The following is a 25,267-nucleotide window of genomic DNA, read 5'->3' as shown; positions in this document are numbered from 1 at the left end:
TTGCTGCTCCGTTGGAAGTCGGCGTCGCTGAGGTCGCAGCTCGTCGCGATTATGACCGCACTGATGCTGGTGGCCCTCACCGCCACCGGCGCCGGGACCCTGACGCTGCTGCACAGCTATCTGCAGGGGCAGGTCGACGACAAGCTGCGGGCCGCGATTGCCTCGGTGCGCCAGCAGCAGTCCTTCAGCCAGCTCCAGGACCAGACCCAGAGCATCCCCACCGACTACTCGCTGATGCTGTTCGCGCCGGGGCAGCCGGCAGTGCCGTTCGGCGGCAACAAGGTGCTCCACCCGGATATCCCCACCATCACCTCCCAGGAAGCCGCTGCCCGCGACCAGGCCCCCTTCCAGGTCCGCGGCACGGACGGACGCAACTGGCGGGTGGTCGCGCTGAACGTTGTGGACAGCAAGGAGCGCAGCTCCGTCGTGGTCATCGGGCTGCCGCTGTGGCCGGTCGATTCCGTCATGGAACACGCTGTCCTGGTGGTGGTCGGCGTCGGGCTGCTGACTCTTGTCCTGGCGTTCTTCATCGCCACGTGGAGCATCTCCCGGTCCTTCCGGCCGCTGGCACGGGTCGAAAGGACCGCGGCGGCCATTGCTGCCGGCGATCTGTCCCGGCGCGTCGAAATCGAAAACCCCAACACGGAGGTGGGCCGGCTGGGCAGCTCGCTCAATGCCATGCTGGCCCACATCGAAACGGCCTTCGCCGCCCGGATGGCTTCCGAGGAACGGATGCGCCGCTTCGCCGCGGACGCCTCGCATGAACTGCGCACGCCGCTGGTGACGATCCGCGGTTTCTCCGAGCTGTACCGGCAGGGCGCGCTGTCCACCCCGGAGGATGTGGCGACCGCCATGGGGCGGATCGAAAGCGAGGCCAAGCGGATGGGGGCCATGGTGGAGGACCTGCTGCTGCTTGCCAGGATCGATGAGCAGCGGCCGCTCCAGCAGAAACCCGCCGATCTGCTGCTGATCGCCAACGACGCCGTCGTGGACACCCAGGCGAGCGACCGCAGCCGTGTCATCTCGCTGACCGGGCTCGACGGCGGCCCGCCCGCGCCGGCCCCGGTCGTGGGCGACGAGGCCAAACTACGGCAGGTGGTGGGGAACCTCGTGGGCAACGCCCTGCGCTACACCCCCGAGGGCACGCCCATTGAACTCGCCGTCGGCGCCCGCACCGCGGCGGACGGCAGCCGGCTGTCCGTCATCGAGGTCCGCGACCATGGTCCCGGCGTCCCCGCCGAGGAAGCCGCAAAGATCTTCGAGCGGTTCTACCGGGCGGACACCTCCCGCACCCGGGAGACCGGTGGCAGCGGGCTTGGGCTGGCGATCGTCGCGGCCATCGTCGGCTCGCATGCCGGCACCGTCCGGGTCGAGGAGACCGACGGCGGCGGCGCCACCTTGGTGGTCAGTCTTCCGTTCCTGGACGAGTCCATGGAGGACACCGGCTCCAGTGTCAGTGCCGGTTCGGCTGCGGATCACGAGACCGACACCGGCCCGGACGACGCCCGCGGGGAGTAGCGCGCCCGCGATCCTGACGCTTTTTCCACATACCGTGGCCGGGCTTAGCCCGCGCCCCGCGACCTGCCTAGGCTCGCAGTATCCGGAAATCCCGGAGCAGGCACTGTCGAGAGGGCACCCCAATGAGCATTATCTCCGTCGATACGGAACTCCTCCAGCTCAAGTCAGCAACCGTCAAGGCCACAGTCGACCGGATCGGCTCGGACGTCCAGGCCATGAAACGGGGGCTGGACGAGTTGCAGGCCACGTGGCGCGGCTCGGCCGCCACCAACTTCCAGGCCCTTGTGGCCGAGTGGACGCTGACCCAGGGCAAAGTGGAGGCATCCCTCGCATCGATCAACCTGGCACTGAACTCCGCGGCGGCCAGTTACGCCCAGGCCGAACTGACCAACACGCAGCGGTTCAGCTGACCGGCCGCCTGCGCGCCGCAGGGAGGCTCAGGCCTCCGGCGTGCCCTGATGGAAGCGGAGCCGCCATTGGGCGCCGTCGTGGACCCACAGGGAGCTGCGCAGGGCCGTCCCCGTCCGGGCGCGGCTGCGGTATGTCAGGAGAATAGTCTGCTCGCCCAGCCGGTCAGCACCCAGGATCTCCACCTCGGTGGGGCCGCCCGGATTGTCTTCCAGGGACATCATCATGGCGTCGCGGGTCCAGATCCGGCCTGAGGTCCCGATTTCGGTGAAGTCAGGGTGCAGCAGCACTCCGGTACGCCCCAGGTCGGAGCGCGTTTCCGGCAGGAGGAGCTCGCGCTCCAAAGCCTCGACGATGACCTCCGGGCTCGCGTCAGTGCCCGGCGCGGGCGTCGGGTCCTCGTCCAGAACGCTGAAAAGATCCGGTTCGTCAAAGAGGGACGGTTCACCAAACAACGGCTGCCTGGCGCTCTCCGGCTGCGCCGGGCGGGAGGCTGCCTGCGCCGCAGCGGGCGATGCCTGGGCTCCCGGAGCCCCTGCCTCCACGGCGGCCTCGGCCGCCGCGCCGAACCCGGGGCCCTGGCGCACGGCCACGCCCTCCTGGAAGGCCGTGGCAGCAGCCCTGGCCCGGTCATCCGCCGCCTCGTTGAGGTCGTGACCGGCGTGGCCCCGCACCCATTCGAAGGTGTACTTGCGGCCGACCAGTGCCTGGTCGATTTCCTTGAGCAGCTCGACGTTCATCACCGGCTTGCCGTCGGACTTGCGCCACCCCTTGCGCTTCCAGCCCGGCATCCATTTGGTCACGGAGTTGATGACGTACTGGCTGTCGCAGAGGATGTGCAGATCCTCGCCGGACAGGTGGGCGGTGGAGCGGAACAGGTCCAGCACGGCCATGAGCTCGCCCATGTTGTTGGTGCCGTGCGGCCATCCGCCGGCCCGCCAGCAGTCGTCGTCCACGTACCATGCCCATCCGGCCGGGCCGGGATTGCCTAAAGCCGAACCGTCGGCTGCTGCTGTAATCGTCACTGCACCATCCTGCCAGACCTCCGCCCGGCCCGATGCCCCGGAGCTTTCGCCAGCTTTCCGCCAGCCATGCGCCAAAACACGTTAACGCCGACGGCGGCCCCACCCGAAGGAGGGACCGCCGTCGTTGTTTACTGCACGTTCAGGGCTGGTTGAGCAGCACTGGAGCGGGGGTTAGAAACCGCCCATACCGCCCATGCCGCCCATGTCGTCGCCGCCGCCCATCGGGGCGCCACCCTTCTCGGGCTTGTCGGCCACAACGGCCTCGGTGGTGAGGAACAGTCCGGCAATGGACGCCGCGTTCTGCAGGGCAGAGCGGGTGACCTTGACCGGATCGTTGATGCCGGCGGCAAGCAGGTCGACGTACTCGCCGGTGGCTGCGTTCAGGCCGTGGCCTGCGGGCAGGCCGCGGACCTTGTCGACCACAACGCCGGGCTCGAGGCCGGCGTTGAAGGCGATCTGCTTCAGCGGGGCGTCGATGGCAACGCGGACGATGTTCGCACCCGTTGCCTCGTCGCCGGAGAGCTGCAGGTTCGCGAAGGCCTTGGCGCCGGCCTGGATCAGGGCCACGCCACCACCGGCGACGATGCCCTCTTCGACAGCAGCCTTCGCGTTGCGGACAGCGTCCTCAATGCGGTGCTTGCGTTCCTTGAGCTCAACCTCGGTTGCGGCACCGGCCTTGATGACTGCAACGCCGCCGGCCAGCTTGGCCAGGCGCTCCTGCAGCTTCTCGCGGTCGTAATCCGAATCGGAGTTCTCGATCTCGGCACGGATCTGGGACACGCGGCCGGCGATCTGGTCAGCGTCGCCTGCACCCTCGACGATGGTGGTCTCGTCCTTGGTGACAACCACCTTGCGGGCGCGGCCCAGGAGTTCGAGTCCGGCGGTCTCAAGCTTGAGGCCGACTTCCTCGGAGATGACCTGGCCACCGGTGAGGATGGCGATGTCCGCGAGCTGCGCCTTGCGGCGGTCGCCGAAGCCCGGAGCCTTGACGGCGACGGACTTGAACGTGCCGCGGATCTTGTTGACGATGAGCGTGGCCAGGGCCTCGCCCTCGATGTCTTCGGCGATGATCAGCAGCGGCTTGGAGGACTGCATGACCTTTTCGAGGACAGCAACCAGTTCCTTGACGTTGGAGATCTTGGAATTGACGATCAGGATGTACGGATCCTCAAGGACCGTTTCCTGGCGCTCGGCGTCGGTGACGAAGTAAGCGGAGATGTAGCCCTTGTCGAAGCGCATGCCTTCGGTGAGTTCCAGCTCCAGGCCGAAGGTATTCGACTCCTCGACGGTGATGACGCCTTCCTTGCCGACCTTATCCAGGGCCTCGGCAATCAGGGCGCCAATCTCGTTGTCACCGGCAGAAATGGACGCGGTGGCGGCGATTTCTTCCTTGGTTTCGATTTCCTTGGCGGAGGCCAGGAGCTCGCGGGTGACGGCTTCGACAGCCTTCTCGATGCCGCGCTTGAGGGACAGGGGATCAGCGCCGGCCGCGACGTTGCGCAGGCCTTCCTTGACCAGGGCCTGGGCCAGCACGGTGGCGGTGGTGGTTCCGTCGCCAGCGACGTCGTCCGTCTTCTTGGCAACTTCCTTGACCAGCTCGGCGCCGATCTTCTCGTAAGGATCGTCCAGCTCGATCTCCTTGGCGATGGAAACACCATCGTTGGTGATCGTGGGGGCGCCCCACTTCTTTTCGAGGACGACGTTGCGTCCACGCGGGCCGAGGGTGACCTTGACGGCGTCGGCGAGGATGTTCAGGCCCCGCTCAAGACCGCGGCGTGCCTCTTCATCAAATGCAATGATCTTGGCCATAACGGCAGTAGTCCTTTCGGGACAGTCGTTAAGAATGAACCTTTGCTGCGGTGCCCGCGACGGACGATCCCGGCCCTGTGGCCTCTGTATGCCACTGAACCCGGAATCTCACCCCAGCCAGGTGTTTCTTCGCTCCTGGATCGGCGGCCTCAACTTCGCGGCCGGGTGAACCGGGCGTCGTTTTAGCAGTCAATACGCGGGAGTGCTAAATCAATAATTAGCACTCCCCCGGGGAGAGTGCAAGCAGTGAATGAGCCGGAGGTGCGCTGCATCGGCGTGCTGGCGGCACTCCAGCGCGGCTCAATACGCTACGGGCGATTAACTCCCGCTGCTGTTGGCAGTTTCGTTGCCGCTCATGGTGGCCGTGTTGTCCGACCCGTAGGTGTAGACGACATAGTTCGCGGAACTGACGTCACCGTGGGAATCGAAGCCGACCGGCCCGGATTCCCCGTCGTAGTCGGGCCGGTTGCCTGCCCGGAGGGCGTCGAGGCACTCCTGGTAGGTCTTGCATACCGTGGCTTCGCCGGAGGGCCCGCCGCTGCCTGAGGTCTGGACGTTGCCTCCCGACACGGCGATCAGGCTGCCGGCCACGGACGTTCCGGCGTCGTCCTGGGCTGCGGCGGCCGCGATGGCGGCAAGGTTGACGGCGTCATACGTCTCAGCGGCAAACGTCATGTCCTTCAGCTCCGGATCCACGGAGACCAACTCGCCCTGGAAGTGCGCCGAGGCAAAGGTCCCCGGCAGGATCCCCCGCGCACCGTCCAGTGCACGGGACCCCAGGCCGGAACCGTACTGGTTGACGGCCCCGTCGCTGAGGATGAGCTTCTTGCCGGATAAACCGGCGTTGTTCAGTTCGGCGAGGGCGCCCTGGGCACCTTCGCGGGAAACCAGGACGACGGCGTCGGGAGCCGCTGCCTTCGCGGCAGCCGACGCCTGCTGTGCCTGGCCCGGGGTGAACCCAGCGACGGCCACAGGCCCCAGTCCGGCCTCCTTCGCCGCGGCGGCCACCGCGTTGGACACGTCCTTGCCGTAGCTGCCTTCCTCGTACACAACGGCAATGGTCGCCGCGCCGCCGTCCTTGGCGAGCTTGACCAGAACGGGGGCCTGCGCGATGTCGGCTGCCGAGGTGCGGAAATAGTAGCCGTTGCTCTCGTAACGGCTGAGTCCGCTGGCGGTGTTCGCGGGGGAAATCATGGCCACTTTGGCGTTGGACAGGACGTCGATCGCGGCAGGCGCGCGGCTTGAGTCGGTCGGACCGATGACGACGTCGGCTTTGGCGGCAACCAGGGCTTTTGCCTGCGCCGCGGTGTCTCCGCCGACGGTCTCCGGAAGCAACTCCACCGGTTTGCCCTTGTGGCCGCCCGCAGCGTTGATTTCCTTGACGGCGAGCTTCGCGGCGGCAAGTTGGGGGGCGTTGAGGAAGCTCTGCGCTCCAGTGTTGTCGAGGATCAGCCCGATCCGCAGGATTCCGTCGCCGCTCGCGTCGGCCTGCTCCACGCGGGCACCCCCTGCCGGTCCCAGGCACCCCGTGGTGGTCAGCGCGGCAGCGGCCAGCACCGCCAGGGCCCAGCCCCGGCGCAGGGCCACAGCCCGCTGACGGACGGTGCCGCCGGCGGTCTTCGGACCGGGTTGCTTTCCGGCAGGGTTCTTTCCTGCGGAGCTGATGCCTGCAGGGCTAATTCCTGCAGGGTCCTGCCTTGGTGCTGCGGCTGCGGCGAAGGTCACTAGGCTGGCCGGACACTTTCGGCCTGCGGGCCCTTTTCGCCTTCGCCGACTTCGAGTTCCACCCGTTGTCCCTCGTCCAGTGCGCGGTAGCCCTCCCCCGCGATGGCGGACCAATGCACAAAGACGTCAGCGCCGGAATCGTCCACGGTGATGAAGCCGTAGCCCTTTTCGGCGTTGAACCATTTCACGGTTCCCAATGCCATGGTGTCCACACTTTCAGTTGGCTTTGCGGGCGGACCACCACAATGTGCGCCGCGGAATGCGACCTGCAGAATGCACAACGCAGAATGCACAACACAGAATGCACAACACAGGATGCAAACCACGGAAGGCACAAACAGTCCGCAAATACTGTACCCACAGCCCCCGGCCGGAGCGGCCGGCGCGGGCCGGTTCGGCCCCGAATAGTTATTCAGGCGTAACCGGAACGGCTACTGGAAGCCGGGCGCCAGCACGACGACCAGCGGCATCTGGAATTCGGCGGAGTCCACCACGGTCTCGATGCCGAGGAGCTGGCCGAGGGCCTCGGCGTTGCCCTTCTGCGCGGCGCCGCTGTAGAAGACGACGGAGCGCTGCTGGGGCGCTCCTCCCCAGTTACCCAACTCGCCCAGCGTCCAGCCGGCAGTGGAGACCGTGTTGCCTACACTGCTGGCCAGTCCCGCGGTGGTGGTGCCGTTAAAGATCGCCACCGGCTGGGTCTTGTCGACGGCGGCGGTCGGTGTCGGCGTCGGCGTGGCGGATGGCGTGGGGGATGCGGAGGGCGTCACGCTGGGTGATGCCGGGCTGGAGGCTGTGGTCGCGGGGGCGCTGCCGGCGGCCTGCTCTGCCGATACCGCCGCAGTGTTTCCGCCGCTGGAGAGCCCGAGCTTCGGCAGGATCAGGAACGCCACGAGGCCGACTGCCAGGGCTGCGGCGCCGACGGCCAGGATGGGTGCCAGACGGCGGCGGCGGGTTTCGGCGACGGCCCGGTGGACACCCTGGCGGGTGGAGGTCTCCGGGACCCGATCAAATTCATCCCGAGCGTATTTGGTCATGGTAAAACGACGTCCTTGCTGATTTCTGACGAATTGTCGACGCCGGCTGTCGCGCGGGAATCCGCGCATCCGGCTGTGTTTTACGCGTCTGAGCCCAAGCGGCGGGCAGTGCGCGCACGTTGGCGTGACGTACGTAGTCTACGCAATCTCTTGACCAACATCGGATCGTGGGCCAGCGCAGCCTCGGTATCGATGAGGGCGTTGAGGATCTGGTAGTAGTGCGTGGCGGAAAGGTCGAACAGCTCCCGGATGGCTTGTTCCTTGGCGCCGGCGTACTTCCACCACTGCCGTTCGAGCGCCAGCATCTGCTGGTCCCTGCTGCTCAGGGGCGATTCGGGGCTTGTCCCGGCGGCAACCGAATCCGCCGTCGAAAGGTGCTCTTGCGCTTGTTCGGCCACTGCACACTCCCTGCATGTTACGGTGAGGATTGTTCCGGTACGGACGGATCCGGTGAAAAGTCTTCCCCCATGCTACGGGCGAATAACAGGGTTGTCATTTGCCGTCCTGCGAGAATGGGCTCTGTGCCCACCTCAGATTCCCTTGACTCCGATGCCCTGTTCGACCTGGAGCCCGTCCCGGCCGAGGCCGTCGGGTTCGCCGAGTTGGCCCGCCTGCCGCTGACGGAGCTGGTGGCTCCCGACTGGGCCGAGGCGCTGGCACCGGTCGAGGGGCCGTTGCGCGAAGTCCTGGAATTCCTCAGCAGGGAGGTTGCCGGCGGCCATGCGGTCCTGCCGCCGGCGTCGAACCTCCTGCGGGCCTTCCGTCAGCCGCTGGCGGATGTCAGGGTGCTCATCGTGGGCCAGGATCCGTATCCGACGCCGGGCCACGCCGTCGGCTTGTCCTTCGCCGTGGACGGCTCCACCCGGCCCATCCCGCGCAGCCTCGCAAACATCTACAAGGAACTCGACGCCGACCTGGGGCTGCCGCCGCGGATCCACGGCGACCTCAGCCGGTGGGCGGACCAGGGTGTGCTGCTGCTCAACAGGGTCCTCAGCGTCCGGGTCGGGGAGGCCGGCTCGCACCGGGGCAAGGGCTGGGAAGCCATTACGGCGACGGCGATCGGCGCGCTGGCGAACCGCGTCACCGCGAACGGCGTGCCGGTCCCGCTCGTGGCAATCCTGTGGGGCAAGGATGCCGAAGCTGTCCGGCCGCTGCTGGGTTCGACGCCGGTGATCGCAAGCGCCCATCCGAGCCCGCTCTCGGCCGCGCGGGGATTTTTCGGCTCACGGCCGTTCAGCCGCGCCAATACGCTGCTCCAGGAACAAGGCGACGGCACGGTGGACTGGGAACTGCCGCCGCTACCCTAACCGGCTTCACAGACCCGGTCCCGCCCATCCTTCTTGGCTGGTTCTTGGCTAGGCTTGGCACCATGACATCAGTCCCCGCCGCCACTTCGGCCACCCGGAAATCCCGCCCGCAGACCAACCTGACCGTCCTGCGCCGCGAGCAGCTCTCGCCGCACATGGTCCGGATCGTGGCCGGCGGCCCGGGCTTCACTGGCTACGTGAACAACGCCTTCGTGGACCGTTACGTCAAGATCGTCTTCCCGCAGCCCGGGGTCACCTATCCGGACCCGCTGGACCTCTGGGAGATCCGGGACACCATGCCGCGGGATCAGTGGCCGCACACCCGGACCTACACCGTCCGCTGGGTCGACGAGGCCGCCGGAGAACTCGCCATCGACTTCGTGATCCACGGCGACGAAGGCCTCGCGGGCCCCTGGGCCGCGTCCGCCCAGCCCGGCGACGCCCTGATTTTCACCGGCCCGGGTGGCGGCTACAACCCGGATCCGGCCGCGGACTGGTTCCTGTTCGCGGGCGACGAATCCGCGCTGCCGGCCATCAGCGCCTCGATCGAATCGCTGCCGCAGGACGCCCGCGGCCTGGCGTTCCTCGAGGTGGACGGCGACGCCGATATCCAGGCAATCGCAGCGCCGGCCGGCGTCGAACTGCGCTGGCTGCGACGCGGCGGCGTTCCGGCCGGTGCCAGCGAACTGCTGGTCAGCGCCGTGCGCGACGCCGCCTGGCCTGAGGGCCGGGTGCAGGTCTTCGCGCACGGCGAGCGCGGCTACATGAAGAGCCTGCGCGACGTGCTCTACGTGCAACACGGTCTGGAGCGCTCCCAGGTGTCCCTGTCGGGCTACTGGGCCAAAGGCCGTGTGGAGGACGACTTCCAGGCCGAGAAGAAGCTCCCCGTCGGGAAGATCTAGCACCATCTGGGCGGCTCGCTGCGGGGTTTCCCCGCCTTTGCCATCGCGACGCCGGGGCTCGCCGGCAGGGCAGCCCGCCACGCCGTCGGGACCCGGCAAAGGTGGGGTGACCCGGCGGGCCGTGCCGCAAAGAGCGTTAGCGGCGGCGTGCCCGGCGGCGTTCGTTGCTGGCCAGGCCGCGGGTCAGGGGCCGGGCCAGGGTGTCGCCGAGCACGATGCCGGCCGCGACACCCATAACGATGGCACCGGCGTTGAGCATGCCCCCCGCGCCCAGCAGGATTTCCGATTCCTCAATCGTCAATACATACATGGAACGGAATATGGTGAGTCCGGGCAACAGGATCAACGCGGCCGGAACAGCCACCACCAGCTGCGGAGCGCCCATCCGGAGCGCCACCACCCGGGCCAGCAGCCCGATCACAACGGCGGCGAGCGCCGGCGAAAAGCGCATCCCGATGCCCGCGGCTTCTGCCCCGATCAGGACCAGGTAGCCCACGACGCCCACCGCCGCGGTCGGCAGCAGCAGCGTCCAGCCGGTCTGTTCGGTGATGCCGATCATCAGCACGGCGATGGCAATCAGGATCACCACCGCCCATAACGGATACGCCGGCGGGAATGTTTTGGTAACGTCGATCGGCTCCATCCCCGTCATCGCCACCACCACAAAGCCCACGGCGATGCCGGCCACGAGTGCGCCGAACGTCAGCATCGTGGAGAGGAACCGGCCGGCCGCCGTAACCGGGAAGCCGTTGATGGCGTCCTGGACCGAGGAGACCAGCCGCCCGGTCGGCAGGAGGAGCAGGATGCCGCCCACCACCACAATCTCGGGGGCGATCTGGATCCCCACCAGGCCGCCGAACCGCCACAGCAGGAGGGCGATGAAGGTCACCAGGAAGGAGCATGAGGCCGTGATGAAGAAGTCCGGGGTGCGCCAGCGGCCCAGCTGCCGGGCCAGCAGGCTGACCAGCAGGTTGGACACAAACGCCACCGCCGAGGCGCCGGGACCGCCGCCCAGGACACCGACGAAGACGGCGGAGAAGATCCCGAACGCTACGGTAACCATCCAGCGCGGGAAGGGCTTGGACCTGTGGGTGATCTCCTCGAGCCGGCGCACGGCCTCATCGCGGCCCACACCGCCGGCAACGATCTCGGTGACCAGTTGGTGCACCTCGGAGAGCCCGGCGTAGTTGTTGGTCCACGACCTGACCACACGCAGCAGCGAGATGGGGGTCTGGTCCTTGGGGGCGTAGTTGATGGCCACCGACTGGTTGGTGATGTCCACCTCGATGTGCTTGAGGCCCAGCGCAGCCGTCACGGCGATGATGCTGGTTTCCACTTCGAGGGCGCCGGCTCCGTACCGGAACATGGACTCGGCCAGGTGAAGCGCGAAGTCGATGGTCTTGCGGGCGGAGGTGTCCACCCCGCCCACCTGGATCATGGGGTTGGCGTAGGGGCTGCCGGCGAGGCGGTCCACGATGCTCATCGGGGCGGTGGGAGGGTTCTCCCCCTGGACCAGCCGGCGCAGCATCCGCTTGGCCGCGGCGTTCTGCCGCACCTGCGTGGCCGACATCGGCTCGGTCTTGGGCAGTGCGTCGGTGGGCGGCCTCCGGCGGCCGTCGGGTTCCTTGGTCATTCCGGCGTCCTTGATGTCCGTGGCGGCCGGTTTAGTAGAACTGCTGGCCGGTGCGGCGGGTGTAGAGCTGGCGTGCCACGCGCTCCCCCGCAGCCATCCACGCCTTGTACTTCAACGGGTTCAGCACCTGGTCGTAGCAGCCGACAAAGTCGGTCACGGTCTTGCTGAAGCTGGTCTTGAACAGGCCCAGGCCGTGGAACGGGTTGGACGTGTCCTTGAGCTGACCGCTGGGCGGCGTGCCGCAGAAATCGTATTCGGTGCAGCCGAGTTCCTTGAGCTGGTTGATGGCCTGCCACTGCACAAGGTGGGAGTCACCGTACTGGCCGCGCTTCTGCAGCGAGCCGCCGTCCTTGTAGGTGCCTTTGCGGCCGTAGTTGATGACGAAGGCACCCACCGACGGGACGTCGTTCTCGTAGACGAACAGGAGCCGCCCCTGGTCCCGCTTGATGAAGTTGGTCCAGAACTGCCGGTAGTACTCGTATTCGCGGACGCGGACCTGGGACTTGGCTTCCACGGTGGTGGTCATGAGGGCGTACATGGCACGGAAGTTTTCTTCGGTGGGCTCCACGTTGTGCACCTCCACGCCTTCGCGGATGGCGCGGCGGACGGCGTTACGGCCGCGCGAGTGCAGGTTGCGCAGCAGCTGGTTCTCCTCCGGGGAGATGTCCAGCAGGGCCGTCGAGTCGTTGGGCTGCAGATTATGGGTCTTGACCAGTCCGGCAGCTTCGATGACGCTCTTTGCCGACTCGGAGAGCACAATGTCCGGCTCGATCTTGATGGCGAAGACCCCCAGCCGGGCACGTTTGACGAACTCGGCGTTGGCCGCGGCGATGCCCGGGATGTCGTCAACGGAGGCCACATCAGGGCCCTTGATGAGGTACCAGAGCTTGCCCAGGAGCGGGAAGGACTTCTCCAGGACCAGGTTGTAGCTCGTGTAGTCGGCCGTTTCGTATACAAGGTGGAGGGGCTTCCAGCCGAAGTGCTGCTTGACCTCGGCGAACGCCTCCGACTGCAAAAGATTGCCGCCATTGGGGTTCGCGGTGACATGGGCATCCCAGTTGGCGATCTCTTCGGCAGAGGCAAAGCGGGCGGTGAATTCACGCAAGGGTGCGGTATCCAATCATTGCGGTACGAGCGTCGGCGGCATGCGGACATGCAGGTTCAAGTCTATCCGCCACACCCCATGTTCCCGCCCGGACCGGAGCCGCTACGCTGGAAGCATGCCGCCAGATCAGAACTCACCAGCTGCAGCATCCGGAAGCCGGACCCTCCCGTCCGGACAGCGCGGGGTGGGCATCCAGGTGCTGGGGCTGCTGGCTTTCCTCGCGGCCTCCGCGCTGGTTGCGGGACTCGGCGGGCTGGCCACCGCCACCAACGTTGACGGCTGGTACGCCACCGCGGACAAAGCACCGTGGTCGCCGCCGAACTGGGTGTTCGGGCCGGTCTGGACGTTGCTTTACACCGCAATGGCCGTGGCTGCGTGGCTGGTCTGGCGCCGCAGGACCGCAGAAACCCGGCCCGCGCTCACCGCCTACGCCGTCCAGTTGGTGCTGAACCTGCTGTGGACCCCGGTCTTCTTCGGCCTGTACCCGGCGCTTGGCACGCCCGCCCTGTGGATCGCCTTCGTCATCATCGTGACCCTGGCTGTGGCCGTGGCCGTCACCGTGCTCTACTTCGGACCGATCAGCCGTACGGCGGGGCTCCTGCTGCTGCCCTATCTCGCCTGGGTGGTGTTCGCCTCGTCGTTGAACCTCTGGGTAGCCCTGAATAACTGACCGCTGAACAACGGACTCAGCACTCCACCACGTTCACGGCGAGGCCGCCCATCGCGGTCTCCTTGTACTTGGAGCTCATGTCCCGGCCGGTCTCCCGCATGGTCACAATGACCTCGTCGAGGGACACCCGGTGCGAGCCGTCGCCCCACAGCGCCATCTTGGCGGCGTTGATGGCCTTCGCGGCCGCGATGGCGTTGCGTTCGATGCAGGGGATCTGCACGAGGCCGCCGATCGGGTCGCAGGTCAGGCCCAGGTTGTGTTCCATCGCGATTTCCGCGGCGTTTTCCACCTGCTGGGGTGTGCCGCCCATCACTTCGGCCAGGCCGGCGGCGGCCATCGACGATGCCGAGCCCACCTCGCCCTGGCAGCGCCATTTTGGCGGCGTTGATGGCCTTGGCTGCGGCGATGGCGTTGCGTTCGATGCAGGGGATCTGCACGAGGCCGCCGATCGGGTCGCAGGTCAGGCCCAGGTTGTGTTCCATCGCGATTTCCGCGGCGTTTTCCACCTGCTGGGGTGTGCCGCCCATAACTTCGGCCAGGCCSGCGGCGGCCATCGACGATGCCGAGCCCACCTCGCCCTGRCAGCCGACTTCGGCGCCGGAGATGGAGGCCTGTTCCTTGTAGAGCACCCCGATGGCGGCGGCGGTCAGCAGGAACTTAACGACGACGTCGTCGCGGTCGGCCTGGGTGGCCTTGTCCATGCCGGGGGCGAAGTGCAGGGCGTAGTAGAGCACGGCGGGGATGATGCCGGCGGCGCCGTTGGTGGGGGCGGTGACCACCCGGCCGCCAGAGGCGTTTTCCTCGTTCACGGCGAGCGCGATCAGGTTGACCCACTCCTGCCAGTACTTCGGGTCCCGGTAGTCCGGATCGTGGTCACGGCCTTCTTTCATGAGGCGTTCGTGCCAGTCGGGCGCACGACGGCGGACCTTGAGTCCGCCGGGCAGCAGCCCNCAGGGCGTAGTAGAGCACGGCGGGGATGATGCCGGCGGCGCCGTTGGTGGGGGCGGTGACCACCCGGCCGCCAGAGGCGTTTTCCTCGTTCACGGCGAGGGCGATCAGGTTGACCCACTCCTGCCAGTACTTCGGGTCCCGGTAGTCCGGATCGTGGTCACGGCCTTCTTTCATGAGGCGTTCGTGCCAGTCGGGCGCACGACGGCGGACCTTGAGTCCGCCGGGCAGCAGCCCTTCGCGCTTGAGGCTGACCTCGACGCAGCCTTCCATCACGGAGTAGATGTGCAGAAGCCCTTCCCGGATCTCTTCCTCGGTCCGGGAGGCGCGCTCGTTGACGAACATGATTTCGCCGATCGAGAGGCCCTTGGACTGGCAGCGGCCCAGCAGTTCCGCGGCGGTGCGGAAGGGCAGCGGCAGTTCCTTCTTGGATTCGTCGAGCTCCTTCAGGGCCGCGTCCTCCTCGCCCTCGCGCACGATGAAGCCGCCGCCGACGGAGAAGAAAGTGGCGCGGTGCAGGACTTCGCCGTTGGCGTCGGAAACCGTGAAGGTCATACCGTTGGTGTGCCGGGGCAGGATGGTCAGGGGGCGCAGGATCATGTCCTGGACGCCGTAGGGAAGCTGGACGGAACCGGCCAGCTGCAGCTTCCCGGTCTCAGCGATCGCGGCGAGCCGTTCCTCGAGCTCCTCGGGGAGGATCAGTTCGGGGTGGAAGCCTTCCAGCCCGAGCAGGATGGCGGTCATGGTTCCATGGCCGTGGCCGGTGGCGGCGAGGGAACCGAACAGGTCAACGCGCAGCGACGCCACCTTGTCCAGGTCTCCGGAAGCCTTGAGCTCCTCGGCGAAGACGGCGGCGGCCCGCATGGGACCCACCGTGTGTGAACTGGACGGTCCTATTCCGATGGAAAAGAGGTCGAAGACTCCAACGGCCATTGTCGGTTCCTAACTAGCGCTAACTGTGGCCCGGCAGAGGGTCCTGCCGGAAGGCGGTGCGGCCGCCGGTTGGCGGTGCGTGCCGCCGGATGCACGACGCCGGGCGGCAGCTTGTGGCGGCGGCCCGGCGTCGTGATCTGCACTGCTTCTACTTCTGTAATACGTCCCTTAGGCGAGGTTATCAACCGAGGGGTAGAGCGGGTGGGCGGCGGCGAGCGCCTCCACCCGGGATCGCAGACCGGACAGGTCCGTGCCGGCGTCGGCGATGAGGGCCTCCGCGATGATGTCCGCGACTTCCGCGAAGGCCGCCTCGCCGAAACCGCGGGTGGCCAGCGCGGGGGTGCCGATCCGCAGTCCCGAGGTGACCATCGGCGGGCGCGGGTCGAACGGGACGGCGTTGCGGTTGACCGTGATGTCGATTTCCGCCAAGCGGTCCTCTGCCTGTTGGCCGTTGAGTTCGCAGTTGCGCAGGTCCACGAGGACCAGGTGAACGTCGGTGCCGCCGGAGATCACGTTGATCCCCTTCGCGGTGACGTCCGGCTGGACCAGCCGNCGATCGAATCAGCCCTGCGCTGTCGATTTCCGCCAAGCGGTCCTCTGCCTGTTGGCCGTTGAGTTCGCAGTTGCGCAGGTCCACGAGGACCAGGTGAACGTCGGTGCCGCCGGAGATCACGTTGATCCCCTTCGCGGTGACGTCCGGCTGGACCAGCCGCTCGGCMAGGATCCGGGCGCCGGCCAGCACRCGYTCCTGGCGYTCCTTGAACTCGGGGGACGCGGCGATCTTGAAGGCCACRGCCTTGCCGGCGATGACGTGCTCCAGCGGCCCGCCCTGCTGGCCCGGGAAGACCGCCGAGTTGATCTTCTTGGCGATGTCGGCGTCGTTGGAGAGGATGATGCCGCCGCGCGGACCGGCGAGGGTCTTGTGCGTGGTGGAGGTGGTGACGTGGGCGTGCGGCACCGGGGAGGGGTGCAGCCCGGCNGTTGGAGAGGATGATGCCGCCGCGCGGACCGGCGAGGGTCTTGTGCGTGGTGGAGGTGGTGACGTGGGCGTGCGGCACCGGGGAGGGGTGCAGCCCGGCCGCGACGAGCCCGGCGAAGTGGGCCATGTCCACCATCAGGTAGGCCCCGACGGAGTCCGCGATCCGGCGGAACTCGGCGAAGTCCAGCTGCCGGGCGTACGCGGACCAGCCGGCCACGATCAGCTGCGGCTTGTGCTCCAGGGCGAGGCGCTCCACCTCGGCCATGTCGATCCGGTGGTCATCTTCGCGGACCTGGTACGGGATGACGTTGTACAGGCGGCCGGAGAAGTTGATCTTCATGCCGTGCGTCAGGTGCCCGCCGTGGGCCAGGTTCAAGCCCATGATGGTGTCGCCCGGACGGATCAGGGCGTGCATGACCGAGGCGTTGGCCTGCGCGCCGGAGTGCGGCTGGACATTGGCGAACCCGGCGCCGAACAGGGCCTTGACCCGGTCGATCGCCAGCTGCTCCACAACGTCCACGTGCTCGCAACCGCCGTAGTAGCGCTTGCCCGGGTAGCCCTCGGCGTACTTGTTGGTCAGCACCGAACCCTGCGCCTGCATGACGGCCTTGGCGGTGTGGTTCTCCGAGGCGATCATTTCCAGGCCGTCCCGCTGGCGGGTGAGTTCGGCGTCGATCTTCGCGGCGATCTCCGGATCCAAAGCGGGCGGTGTGGTTCTCCGAGGCGATCATTTCCAGGCCGTCCCGCTGGCGGGTGAGTTCGGCGTCGATCTTCGCGGCGATCTCCGGATCCAAAGCGGACAGGTCCGCGTCCAGGCTCGGGGAGATTACCTGCTCAAACGTCAGTGTCTGTGAACCTGCCGTCCGAGCCGCGCTCACAGTTCGCCACCGTTCTTGGACGCGTATTCCTGGGCGGAGAGCAGCGGACCGTCCGATTCGGCGGCAACCTTGAAGAGCCAGCCTGCGCCGTACGGATCGCTGTTGATCAGGGAGGGGTCGTCGACGACGGCGGGGTTGGTTTCGGTGACCTCGCCCGTGACGGGGGCGTACAGGTCCGAGACGGACTTGGTCGACTCGACTTCGCCGCAGGTCTCCCCCGCGGTCACCGTGGCGCCCACCTCGGGCAGGTCCACGTAGACGATGTCGCCCAGGGCGTCCGTGGCCACGGCGGAGATGCCGATGGAAACAACGTTCCCGGCCTCCCGCGCAACCCACTCGTGCTCGTCGGAGTACTGCAGTTCAGGGGCAACTCTTGCCATGTTTTTTCCTAAGTCTCGGAGTGGTCTTGGTGCTAAATCTATTGTGGCTGGCTTACGTACGGACCGTGGCTGGGTTACGCGGCGGGGTTCGCCATCCTCCGCGTGCTCGCTCGTACACCCCACCGTCCCCCTAACCTCGCAAGCTCGGTCAGGGAACCCGGACGATGGGGCACTCGCTTAGACGCACGCTTCCGGATGCCGCGCCCCCGCCGCTAGCAGCCAGTTCAGTTCCGGGAGCCAACAGTGTCTGACTGGCCCCAGTTCCGGAAAGGAACCGTGGCCCTTCGAAATCTCTTATGGCCGACCCTCGGTAGGTGGTTCATCCTCCAGCACCTTTGGTTTTCAAAGGCGCCCCCAATGACGCCTGGGACTGGAAGTGAGTTGCACCCGAGGTGAGCAGGGCCCCTTCGGGCCCGACATCCGGCAGCATGCGTCTAAGGGAGCGTCACGTCCGCCCAGCGGGCGTCTTCGCGACCGAGCATGCAGAGGATGTCGGACCCGACGGGCTAACGCAACCATAGTCACGCAGCCCCGGGACCAGCCGGGCTACTTTTGGCGCTTGTAGAAAGGCAGTGCCACAACTTCGAACGGCTCTGCCTTACCGCGGAGGTCGATGTCCAGGGCGGTACCGGGTTCGGTGAACTCGACGTCGACGTAGGCCATCGCGACCGGGTAGCCGAGGCTCGGGCTGGGCTGGCCGGAGGTGACTTCGCCGACGACGTTGCCGTCCTTGAGGACCGGGTAGTGACCGCGGCCGGCCCGGCGTCCGAGGCCCTTGAGGCCGACGAGCTTGCGGCCCGTGGTGGATCCGGCGCCGGCTTCCTTCTTGGCGGCCAGGGCGGTCTTGCCGACGAAGTCGCCTTCCTTGGACAGCGCGACGATCGGGCCCAGCCCGGCGGCGAACGGGTCGCCTTCGAGGGAGAGTTCGTTGCCGTAGAGCGGCATCCCCGCCTCGAGGCGGAGCGAGTCGCGGGACGCCAGCCCGGCGGGCGTCAGCTCGCCGTCCTCGGCGATCGTGACGAGCGCCTGCCACAGAGCGGCGGCGTCGCCGTTGGACACGAAGATCTCGAAGCCGTCCTCGCCGGTGTAGCCGGTGCGGGCCAGCAGGAGTTCCTGGCTGGTGCCGCCGAACATCAACGGAACCTCCACCGCAGCGTAGTACTTCAGCCCGGTGACGAGCTCGTGCTGCGCGGCGGGAACCAGGCGCAGCAGGATTTCCTGGGCTTTGGGACCCTGCACGGCGATCAGCGAGATCTCGGCGGAGGCGTCCTGGACGGTGACCTGGAAGCCTTCAGCCCGCTCGGCCAGGGCCGCGGCCACGACCTTGGCGTTGCCCGCGTTGGGAACCACGAGGAACTTATCAGTGTTGCCGGCCCCCGCCGGGCGCCGGTAGGTGATGAGGTCGTCGATGATGCCGCCGTCCTCGTTGCAGATCAGCGAGTACTTGGCCTTGCCGATCGCCATCGCGGAGATCTTGCCGACCAAGGCGTAGTCCAGGAACGCCGCGGCGTCCGGGCCGGTGACCCAGACTTCGCCCATGTGGGAGAGGTCGAAGAGGCCCGCGGACTTGCGGACGGCGTGGTGTTCGGCGAGTTCGGAGCTGTACTTGAGCGGCATCTGCCAGCCGCCGAAGTCCGTGAAGGAGGCGCCGAGCTTCTTGTGCTCTTCGTAAAGGGCCGTGTAGTTCTCAGTCATCGGTGGCTGTCCTTAGCTGTCAGAGGCGGAGTCGTCGGAGTGGTCTTCGAAGGCTTCGAGTGGAGGGCACGAGCAGATCAGGTTGCGGTCGCCGGCGGCGCCATCGATCCTGCCGACCGGCGGGAAGTACTTGTCCTGCTTGAGCGTGTGGACCGGGAAAACGGCCTGTTCACGCGGGTACTTCCGGGTCCAGTCGGTGCTGATGACAGCAGCGGCGGTGTGCGGGGAGTTGCGCAGCGGGCTGTGCTCCACGGCGAAGTCGCCGTGGGCCACCTGGTCGATCTCGGCACGGATGGAGATCATCGCCGTGATGAACCGGTCGATCTCGCCGAGGTCCTCGGATTCGGTGGGCTCGACCATCAGCGTGCCGGCCACCGGGAACGCGAGGGTGGGGGCGTGGAAGCCGTAGTCGATCAAGCGCTTGGCCACGTCCTCGGCGGTGACGCCGGTCTTGGCCGTGAGCTCGCGCAGGTCCAGGATGCACTCGTGGGCCACGAGTCCGCCCTCGCCGGTGTAGAGCACCGGGAAGAAGTCGTTCAGGCGGGAGGCGATGTAGTTGGCCGCGAGCAGGGCGGACTTCGTGGCCTCGGTCAGGCCCTGGCCGCCCATGAGCTTCACGTACGCCCAGGAGATCGGCAGCACACCGGCGGAGCCGTAGCGGGAGGCGGAGATCGGCGTGCCGCTTTCGCCGTTGGCCGGATCCGCGGCGTTGCCGGGCATAAACGGTGCCAGGTGCGCCTTGGCCGCGACCGGGCCGACGCCGGGGCCGCCGCCGCCGTGCGGAATGCAGAAGGTCTTGTGCAGGTTCAGGTGCGAGACGTCGCCGCCGAACAGGCCCGGCTGGGCCAGCCCGACGAGCGCGTTGAGGTTGGCGCCGTCGATGTAGACCTGGCCGCCGGCGGCGTGGATGGCGTCGCAGACTTCACGGACGTCGGCGTCGTACACACCATGGGTGGACGGGTAGGTGATCATGATGCAGGACAGGGCGTCCCGGTGCTGCTCGATCTTGGCGGTGAGGTCCGCGTGGTCGATCGTGCCGTCCGACGCGGTGGCGACGACGACCACCTTCATGCCGGCGAGCACGGCGGAGGCCGCGTTGGTGCCGTGCGCGGAGGCCGGGATGAGGCAGATGTTGCGCTGCTCGTCACCGCGGGAGTGGTGGTAGCCGCGGATGGCCAGCAGGCCGGCGAGCTCGCCCTGGGATCCGGCGTTGGGCTGGATGGACACCTGGTCGTAGCCGGTGATCTCGGTCAGCTGCGCTTCGAGGTCCGTGATCAGTTCACGCCAGCCGGCGGTCTGGGACTCGGGGGCGAAGGGGTGGATGGAGGCGAACTCCGGCCAGGAGATGGCTTCCATCTCGGCCGTGGCGTTCAGCTTCATGGTGCAGGAGCCCAGCGGGATCATGGTGCGGTCCAGGGCGAGGTCGCGGTCGGAAAGGCGGCGGATGTAGCGCAGCAGCTGGGTCTCGGAGCGGTGGGTGTTGAAGACCGGGTGCTGGAGGTAGTCGGAGGTGCGCTCGACGGCGGCATCCAGGGCAAAGCCTTCTACTGAGTCAGCCACCGTCGCCCCGAAGGCGGCGACGACGTCGGCGACGATGGCCGCCGTCGTGGCTTCATCGGTGGAGATGCCGACGGTGTCCGCGTCGATGCCGCGCAGGTTGATGCCCTTCGCCTCGGCGGCGGCGACGATGTCCGCTGCCTTGCCGGGGACCGAGACCGTGACGGTGTCGAAGAAGGAGGTGTGCAGCACGTCCAGGCCGGCGGCCTTGAGCGAGGCCGCGATGGTCCGGGCGTGTCCGTGGGTGGTCTCGGCGATTGCCTTGAGGCCGTCCGGGCCGTGGTAAACGGCGTAGAAGGAGGAGACGATGGCCAGCAGCGCCTGCGCGGTGCAGATGTTGGACGTGGCCTTCTCGCGGCGGATGTGCTGCTCGCGGGTCTGCAGGGCCAGGCGGTAGGCCGGAACGCCGGCGTTGTCCTTGGACACGCCCACCAGGCGGCCGGGCATGGACCGCTCGAGGCCCTTCTGGACCGCCATGTACGCGGCGTGCGGGCCGCCGAAGAACAGCGGGACGCCGAAGCGCTGGGCGGAGCCGACGGCGATGTCGGCGCCCTGCTCGCCCGGGGACGTGAGGAGGGTCAGGGAGAGGAGGTCCGCCGCGACGGTGACGAGGGCGCCGCGTTCCTTGGCCTCGGCGATCACGGCGGTGTGGTCGAACACGCGGCCGGAGACGCCGGGCTGCTGCAGGACGACGCCGTTGATGACGCCGTCGGGCAGTCCCTTGGAGAGGTCAGCGACCTCCACCTCGAAGCCGAGGGCCTCGGCGCGGCCCTTGACGATCGCAATGGTCTGCGGCAGGCAGTCGGCGTCGAGGACGGTCTTGCCGTCGTGCGCGGACTTATTCTTGTTGGCCCGGCGCATCATCAGCACGGCCTCGGCCACGGCGGTGGCTTCGTCCAGCAGTGAGGCGTTGGCGATCGGAAGGCCGACGAGGTCCTGGACCATGGTCTGGAAGTTCAGCAGCGCCTCGAGCCGGCCCTGGGAGATTTCCGGCTGGTACGGGGTGTAGGCCGTGTACCAGGCCGGGGCTTCGAGGATGTTCCGGCGGATGACGGCCGGAGTGACGGTGTCGTAGTAGCCCTGGCCGATCATCTGGACGGCGGTCTTGTTCATCGCGGCCAGCTGGCGCAGCTCAGCCAGGACCTCGACTTCGCTGAGCGCCGCGCCCAGCGCCAGCGGGGAGTCCTGCCGGATGTCCTTGGGAACGGCGGTGTCCACGAGGGCGTCGACGGTGTCGTAGCCGACAGCCTTCAGCATGGCGTCGACGTCGGACTGACGGCGTGCGCCGATGTGCCGGTCAACGAAGGACGTGGAGGCTGAGGTAACAGTCACAAGGAACTCCATAACTAAGGCGGCGCAGGGTACGCCACATTGATTCGGGTTCCTCCCCGCTCTGTATTGGACCTGAGAGTTTCCGCGTAGCCGTGCTCTCGCATGGCTCCGCTTGCACCGTCGGTGAGCACAGCAAGTCAAAAGACATGCCTGCTACTTTCCAGAGTTGCCTTGCCGCGGCGGTACATGGGCCTGAGAGATTCCTGGGGAGGGTTTGCTCCTACGGCGCCTGCTTGTACCTACAAGCAGAACTCTCCCGCCGCAGATCAAAGGCATATTAACTTGGCGTGACAACAGTCACAGCTCTCATTGTCCTACGCCCGGCCCGCGTCCGCAAACCAACGAACCGGGGCCGCGCGAGCGTTACGCGCCGGAGCCGCCGTCGGCCCACGACAGACGCTCCCGCACATCCGGCTGAAGTTTCCCAAACGCTCCGACGCATTCGACTGAAGTTCCCAAACTCTCTCGCGCCAGACGTGCGGGAGCGTTCTGCGTTGACCCGCCAGACGTGCGGGAGCGTCCTGTGTTGACCCGCCAGACGTGCGGGAGCGTCATGTGTTGAGCCGACTCAGCCGCGGAGCCGCCCCAGGGCGGTGAGGAGACTTTCGACGTCGGCGCCGACCTCCGGATCCGGCCCGCCCGGCCCGCGCGCCAGCATGGCATTGAAGTACAGCCCGTCCCCCATATAGAGGACCGGCTTGGCCATGGCGGGACCGACGTCGGCCGCCAGCAGTTCCAGCCAGGACGCCTGGACGGCGGCCATCCGCCGCAGGGTTTCCTGGTGGGCCACTTCGGCGAGTCGGGTGGCGGCGACAAAGACCCGGTCCAGCGGCGTGTCCGCCCAGACCGAGGACTTGATGAAGAACGCCGCGGCGCCTTCCGGTGCGGCTGCCATGGCAGCGAGGTCCTCGGCCAGCAGCCGGTCCAGCCGTTCCAGCAGGACCGAGATCATCGCTTCTTTGTTGGGAAAGTGGTAGAGCAGCCCGCCCTTGGAGACCCCGGCCAGCCGGGCCACGGCATCCAGGGTCGCGGCCCGCTCACCCTCTTCAATCAGCAGGGACTCGAACGCGTCAAGGACGGCTTCGCGGGCGACGGGTTTTCTGGCCATGCGTTCCATCATGCCCCGTGGCGGAAGCGTTTCTTAACGCCGGGTTTCCTAACTGTACCGTCCAGACGGTACAGTTAAGCGCATGAGCAACACTTCCATCACCCGCAACAGCACCGGCCCGGTTGTCACCAACGCGGTCGGAAAAACGCCCACCGGGGCAACATCCGGCCAGGCACCGCGCGCGCCGTGGCGTGACTGGCTGGCGCTGGCGCTGCTGATGTTCCCGGTGCTGCTCGTGGCCGTCGACAACACCGCCCTGACCTTTGCCCTGCCGGCGATCGCGCGCAGCCTCGACGCCACCGGTGTGGAGCTGCTCTGGATTGTCGACGCCTATCCGCTGGTCCTCGCCGGCCTGCTCGTGGCAATGGGCAGCCTCGGCGACAGGATTGGCCGCCGCCGGCTGCTTTTCATCGGCAGTACAGGCTTCGCCGCCGTCTCGGCGGCCACCGCGTTCGCCCCGAGCGCCGAATGGCTGATTGCCGGACGCGCCGGGCTGGGCTTCTTCGGCGCCATGCTGATGCCCTCCACGCTGTCCCTGATCCGCAACATCTTCCCCGAGCCCAACCGGCGCCGGCTGGCCGTGGCCATCTGGGCCGCAGGCTTCTCCGGCGGCGCCGCCCTGGGCCCGATTTTCGGCGGCTGGCTGGTGGAGAACTTCTGGTGGGGCGCCGTCCTGCTCGTGGCCGCGCCGATCATCCTCCCGCTGCTGATCCTCGGTCCGGCCCTGATTCCGGAATCCCGCGACCCGAACCCGGGACGGGTGGACGTGCCCAGCATCATCCTGTCCCTGCTGGTGATGGTGCCGGTCGTCTACGGCATCAAGATCCTGGCCACCCACGGACCGGCCGCGGAACCGCTGGCCGCCATCTGCTTTGGCCTGCTGATGGGCTATGTCTTCATCCGGCGCCAGCGGCACCTGCTGCCGGCAGCCCCGGCACAGAACAGTCCGGCAGTAGCAGCCCCGGCACAAGGCGCCGCCGGGGCACGGACCCGCCCCGCTCCCCTGCTGGATATCAGCCTTTTCGGCAACCCGGTCTTCAGCACCGCCATCATCGCCAACGTGCTGGCATTGTTCTCCTTCAACGGCTTCATCCTGTTCCTCGCCCAGCACCTGCAGCTGCTTGAGGGGCAATCGCCCTCGGAATCAGGCGTCGCCATGATCCCCGCCCTCATCGCCACTGTGGCGGCCGGGCTGCTGGTGGTGCCGCTGGTGAAGAAGGTCCGCCCCGGTTTTGTGGTGGCCGGCGGGCTGCTCCTGAGCGCAGCCGGCTACTTCGTGGTGGCCTTCGGCGATCACGGCAACGGCCCGGCGTTGCTGCTGGCGGCCCTGCTGGTGCTGTGCCTCGGCGTCGGCGCCGCGGAAACCATCTCCAACGACCTGATCCTCGGCGCCGCTCCCGCGGATAAATCCGGTGCCGCGGCCGCGATCTCGGAGACCGGCTATGAAATCGGCTCCCTGCTTGGCACCGCCATCCTGGGCTCCATCCTGACGGCCTCCTACCAGGGCAACCTCCGGCTTCCCGCCGGCGCCGCCGAGGCTGCCTCCGCGGAGGCCTCCGCCCAGGCCGGCGAGACCCTCGCGGGCGCCGTCGAGCTGGCCCAGGGACTGCCGGGACCGCTGGCCGACGCGGTGATGACGGCCGCCCGGGCCGCCTTTGACTCGGGCGTCCACATCACGGCGGCCATCGCGCTCGTCCTGATGGCGGGAGCGTCAGTCCTCGCCGCCGTCGTCCTCCGCAAGGTGCCGACGGCCCGGTAGCCCCGAGGGGTTAAACGCCAAAGCGCCCGACGCCGGTGGGAACCGGCGCCGGGCGCTGACGTTGCCGTCGGACGTTACTTGCTGTCCGCCGTGGTGACGCTGGTGTTGGCCCGCATCGTCTCGGCGTTGACCAGCCAGGCGTACTGCTCGAACTTGGCGATGAATTCGTGCAGCAGGTCCGCCGTCGTGGGGTCTTCCTCGTCCACGGCGTCGTGAACCTTGCGCATGGTACCGACGGCGGCCTCGAGGGCTGCGACGATCCGCTCGATGGCGTCCTTGGTGTTGATCAAACCGGCCGGGAACTCAGCGAGCGAGGTGGACTTGGACACCGTGGAGCTCCGGCCGTCCGGGAGGGCGTGAAGGGCGCGCATGCGCTCCGCCAGGTCATCCGCGAAAGCGCGGGCCGAGTCGATGATCTCGTCCAGCTGCAGGTGGAGGTCCCGGAAATTCGTCCCGACGATGTTCCAGTGCGCCTGCTTGCCCTGAACGTGAAGTTCGATCAGGTCCACGAGCACTGCCTGCAGGTTCGTCGTGAGCGTTGGTGTTGCTTTCATGCGTCCTC

The 25,267-nt window shown here is 67.5% G+C and carries 23 protein-coding genes, 2 pseudogenes and 2 riboswitches; of the genes and pseudogenes, 6 read left to right on the top strand and 19 right to left on the bottom strand.

The features are described 5' to 3' along the window. Complete coding sequence (locus ASE96_RS00400; protein WP_082492504.1) at positions 1 to 1,518, top strand: sensor histidine kinase; 1,518 nt, start codon at positions 1 to 3, stop codon at positions 1,516 to 1,518. A gap of 122 nt (positions 1,519 to 1,640) precedes the next feature. Further along, positions 1,641 to 1,928 carry a WXG100 family type VII secretion target gene (locus ASE96_RS00395; RefSeq protein ID WP_056424456.1) on the top strand — a complete coding sequence of 96 codons (288 nt, stop codon included), beginning with the start codon at positions 1,641 to 1,643 and terminating at the stop codon, positions 1,926 to 1,928. Positions 1,929 to 1,955: 27 nt separating this feature from the next. Here ASE96_RS00395 and ASE96_RS00390 read toward each other — a convergent pair whose 3' ends face one another. The 6 genes from ASE96_RS00390 to ASE96_RS00365 all read right to left on the bottom strand — a co-directional run bounded on the left by ASE96_RS00390 (position 1,956) and on the right by ASE96_RS00365 (position 7,917). Continuing rightward, positions 1,956 to 2,951, bottom strand: coding sequence for a ribonuclease HI family protein (locus ASE96_RS00390; RefSeq protein ID WP_056424453.1), 996 nt, complete (start codon positions 2,949 to 2,951; stop codon positions 1,956 to 1,958). A gap of 171 nt (positions 2,952 to 3,122) precedes the next feature. Beyond that, entirely contained in the window at positions 3,123 to 4,760 is a 1,638-nt protein-coding gene (gene groL / locus ASE96_RS00385) for a chaperonin GroEL (RefSeq protein WP_056424449.1), read from the bottom strand. Positions 4,761 to 5,078: 318 nt separating this feature from the next. After that, positions 5,079 to 6,341 (bottom strand): ABC transporter substrate-binding protein, encoded by a 1,263-nt coding sequence (locus tag ASE96_RS00380; protein WP_156367494.1) that lies wholly within the window; start codon positions 6,339 to 6,341, stop codon positions 5,079 to 5,081. A gap of 143 nt (positions 6,342 to 6,484) precedes the next feature. Beyond that, entirely contained in the window at positions 6,485 to 6,688 is a 204-nt protein-coding gene (locus ASE96_RS00375) for a cold-shock protein (protein WP_056426478.1), read from the bottom strand. Between the two features lie 228 nt (positions 6,689 to 6,916). Further along, positions 6,917 to 7,519 carry a LytR C-terminal domain-containing protein gene (locus ASE96_RS00370; protein WP_056424446.1) on the bottom strand — a complete coding sequence of 201 codons (603 nt, stop codon included), beginning with the start codon at positions 7,517 to 7,519 and terminating at the stop codon, positions 6,917 to 6,919. Between the two features lie 80 nt (positions 7,520 to 7,599). Next, positions 7,600 to 7,917, bottom strand: a complete 318-nt coding sequence (locus ASE96_RS00365; protein ID WP_056424444.1) for a DUF3263 domain-containing protein — start codon at positions 7,915 to 7,917, stop codon at positions 7,600 to 7,602. 123 nt (positions 7,918 to 8,040) lie between these two features. Between ASE96_RS00365 and ASE96_RS00360 the strand changes: the two genes are divergently transcribed. Both ASE96_RS00360 and ASE96_RS00355 read left to right on the top strand, forming a co-directional pair. After that, positions 8,041 to 8,826 carry a uracil-DNA glycosylase gene (locus ASE96_RS00360; protein ID WP_442853872.1) on the top strand — a complete coding sequence of 262 codons (786 nt, stop codon included), beginning with the start codon at positions 8,041 to 8,043 and terminating at the stop codon, positions 8,824 to 8,826. A gap of 62 nt (positions 8,827 to 8,888) precedes the next feature. Beyond that, positions 8,889 to 9,728 carry a siderophore-interacting protein gene (locus tag ASE96_RS00355; RefSeq protein ID WP_056424437.1) on the top strand — a complete coding sequence of 280 codons (840 nt, stop codon included), beginning with the start codon at positions 8,889 to 8,891 and terminating at the stop codon, positions 9,726 to 9,728. A 136-nt stretch (positions 9,729 to 9,864) separates the two neighbouring features. Here ASE96_RS00355 and ASE96_RS00350 read toward each other — a convergent pair whose 3' ends face one another. Both ASE96_RS00350 and ASE96_RS00345 read right to left on the bottom strand, forming a co-directional pair. Next, positions 9,865 to 11,361 (bottom strand): threonine/serine ThrE exporter family protein, encoded by a 1,497-nt coding sequence (locus ASE96_RS00350; RefSeq protein WP_056424434.1) that lies wholly within the window; start codon positions 11,359 to 11,361, stop codon positions 9,865 to 9,867. A gap of 31 nt (positions 11,362 to 11,392) precedes the next feature. After that, entirely contained in the window at positions 11,393 to 12,466 is a 1,074-nt protein-coding gene (locus ASE96_RS00345; RefSeq protein WP_056424430.1) for a lipid II:glycine glycyltransferase FemX, read from the bottom strand. A 115-nt stretch (positions 12,467 to 12,581) separates the two neighbouring features. Between ASE96_RS00345 and ASE96_RS00340 the strand changes: the two genes are divergently transcribed. Beyond that, positions 12,582 to 13,136, top strand: coding sequence for a TspO/MBR family protein (locus ASE96_RS00340; protein ID WP_056424427.1), 555 nt, complete (start codon positions 12,582 to 12,584; stop codon positions 13,134 to 13,136). A gap of 16 nt (positions 13,137 to 13,152) precedes the next feature. Here ASE96_RS00340 and ASE96_RS18665 read toward each other — a convergent pair whose 3' ends face one another. The 10 genes and pseudogenes from ASE96_RS18665 to ASE96_RS00305 all read right to left on the bottom strand — a co-directional run bounded on the left by ASE96_RS18665 (position 13,153) and on the right by ASE96_RS00305 (position 22,946). Then, on the bottom strand, positions 13,153 to 13,446 hold the full coding sequence (locus ASE96_RS18665; protein WP_442853871.1) for an L-serine ammonia-lyase, iron-sulfur-dependent, subunit alpha: 294 nt from the start codon (positions 13,444 to 13,446) through the stop codon (positions 13,153 to 13,155). Positions 13,447 to 13,489: 43 nt separating this feature from the next. Further along, a pseudogene (locus ASE96_RS19775) lies at positions 13,490 to 14,086 on the bottom strand (L-serine ammonia-lyase, iron-sulfur-dependent, subunit alpha); the annotation flags it as partial. A 1-nt stretch (position 14,087) separates the two neighbouring features. Next, positions 14,088 to 15,017 (bottom strand): L-serine ammonia-lyase (locus tag ASE96_RS00330; RefSeq protein WP_056426475.1); only part of this gene is annotated, 930 nt, incomplete at its 3' end. Between the two features lie 168 nt (positions 15,018 to 15,185). After that, entirely contained in the window at positions 15,186 to 15,566 is a 381-nt protein-coding gene (locus ASE96_RS18660) for a hypothetical protein (protein WP_082492566.1), read from the bottom strand. Between the two features lie 4 nt (positions 15,567 to 15,570). Beyond that, positions 15,571 to 15,996 (bottom strand): annotated as a pseudogene (locus ASE96_RS19415) (serine hydroxymethyltransferase); the annotation flags it as partial. Position 15,997: 1 nt separating this feature from the next. Next, on the bottom strand, positions 15,998 to 16,696 hold a 699-nt coding region (glyA, locus tag ASE96_RS19410; RefSeq protein ID WP_268753727.1), incomplete at its 3' end, for a serine hydroxymethyltransferase. A gap of 174 nt (positions 16,697 to 16,870) precedes the next feature. Then, positions 16,871 to 17,254 (bottom strand): glycine cleavage system protein GcvH, encoded by a 384-nt coding sequence (gcvH, locus tag ASE96_RS00320; RefSeq protein ID WP_056424424.1) that lies wholly within the window; start codon positions 17,252 to 17,254, stop codon positions 16,871 to 16,873. Between the two features lie 546 nt (positions 17,255 to 17,800). Then, positions 17,801 to 18,949 (bottom strand): glycine cleavage system aminomethyltransferase GcvT, encoded by a 1,149-nt coding sequence (gene gcvT / locus ASE96_RS00315; RefSeq protein WP_056424421.1) that lies wholly within the window; start codon positions 18,947 to 18,949, stop codon positions 17,801 to 17,803. A 12-nt stretch (positions 18,950 to 18,961) separates the two neighbouring features. Beyond that, positions 18,962 to 21,850, bottom strand: a complete 2,889-nt coding sequence (gene gcvP, locus ASE96_RS00310) for an aminomethyl-transferring glycine dehydrogenase (RefSeq protein WP_442853870.1) — start codon at positions 21,848 to 21,850, stop codon at positions 18,962 to 18,964. A 39-nt stretch (positions 21,851 to 21,889) separates the two neighbouring features. Beyond that, positions 21,890 to 22,007, bottom strand: a riboswitch (glycine riboswitch). A gap of 1 nt (position 22,008) precedes the next feature. Then, positions 22,009 to 22,107: riboswitch (glycine riboswitch) on the bottom strand. A 299-nt stretch (positions 22,108 to 22,406) separates the two neighbouring features. Beyond that, positions 22,407 to 22,946, bottom strand: coding sequence for a TetR/AcrR family transcriptional regulator (locus ASE96_RS00305; RefSeq protein ID WP_056426469.1), 540 nt, complete (start codon positions 22,944 to 22,946; stop codon positions 22,407 to 22,409). A 217-nt stretch (positions 22,947 to 23,163) separates the two neighbouring features. On the opposite strand from ASE96_RS00305, the gene ASE96_RS00300 reads away from it, so the two are divergent. Then, positions 23,164 to 24,705 carry an MFS transporter gene (locus ASE96_RS00300; protein ID WP_442853879.1) on the top strand — a complete coding sequence of 514 codons (1,542 nt, stop codon included), beginning with the start codon at positions 23,164 to 23,166 and terminating at the stop codon, positions 24,703 to 24,705. A 74-nt stretch (positions 24,706 to 24,779) separates the two neighbouring features. Here the strand turns inward: ASE96_RS00300 and ASE96_RS00295 are convergent, their stop codons facing one another. Beyond that, positions 24,780 to 25,259 (bottom strand): Dps family protein, encoded by a 480-nt coding sequence (locus ASE96_RS00295; protein WP_056424415.1) that lies wholly within the window; start codon positions 25,257 to 25,259, stop codon positions 24,780 to 24,782. Between the last annotated feature and the right edge of the window lie 8 nt (positions 25,260 to 25,267).

It is taken from the genome of Arthrobacter sp. Leaf69, assembly GCF_001422645.1.
In the GTDB taxonomy this organism is placed as follows: Bacteria; Actinomycetota; Actinomycetes; order Actinomycetales; family Micrococcaceae; genus Arthrobacter.
Note: the sequence above shows the minus strand (reverse complement) of the source record. Positions and strands in the feature narration are given on the sequence as shown.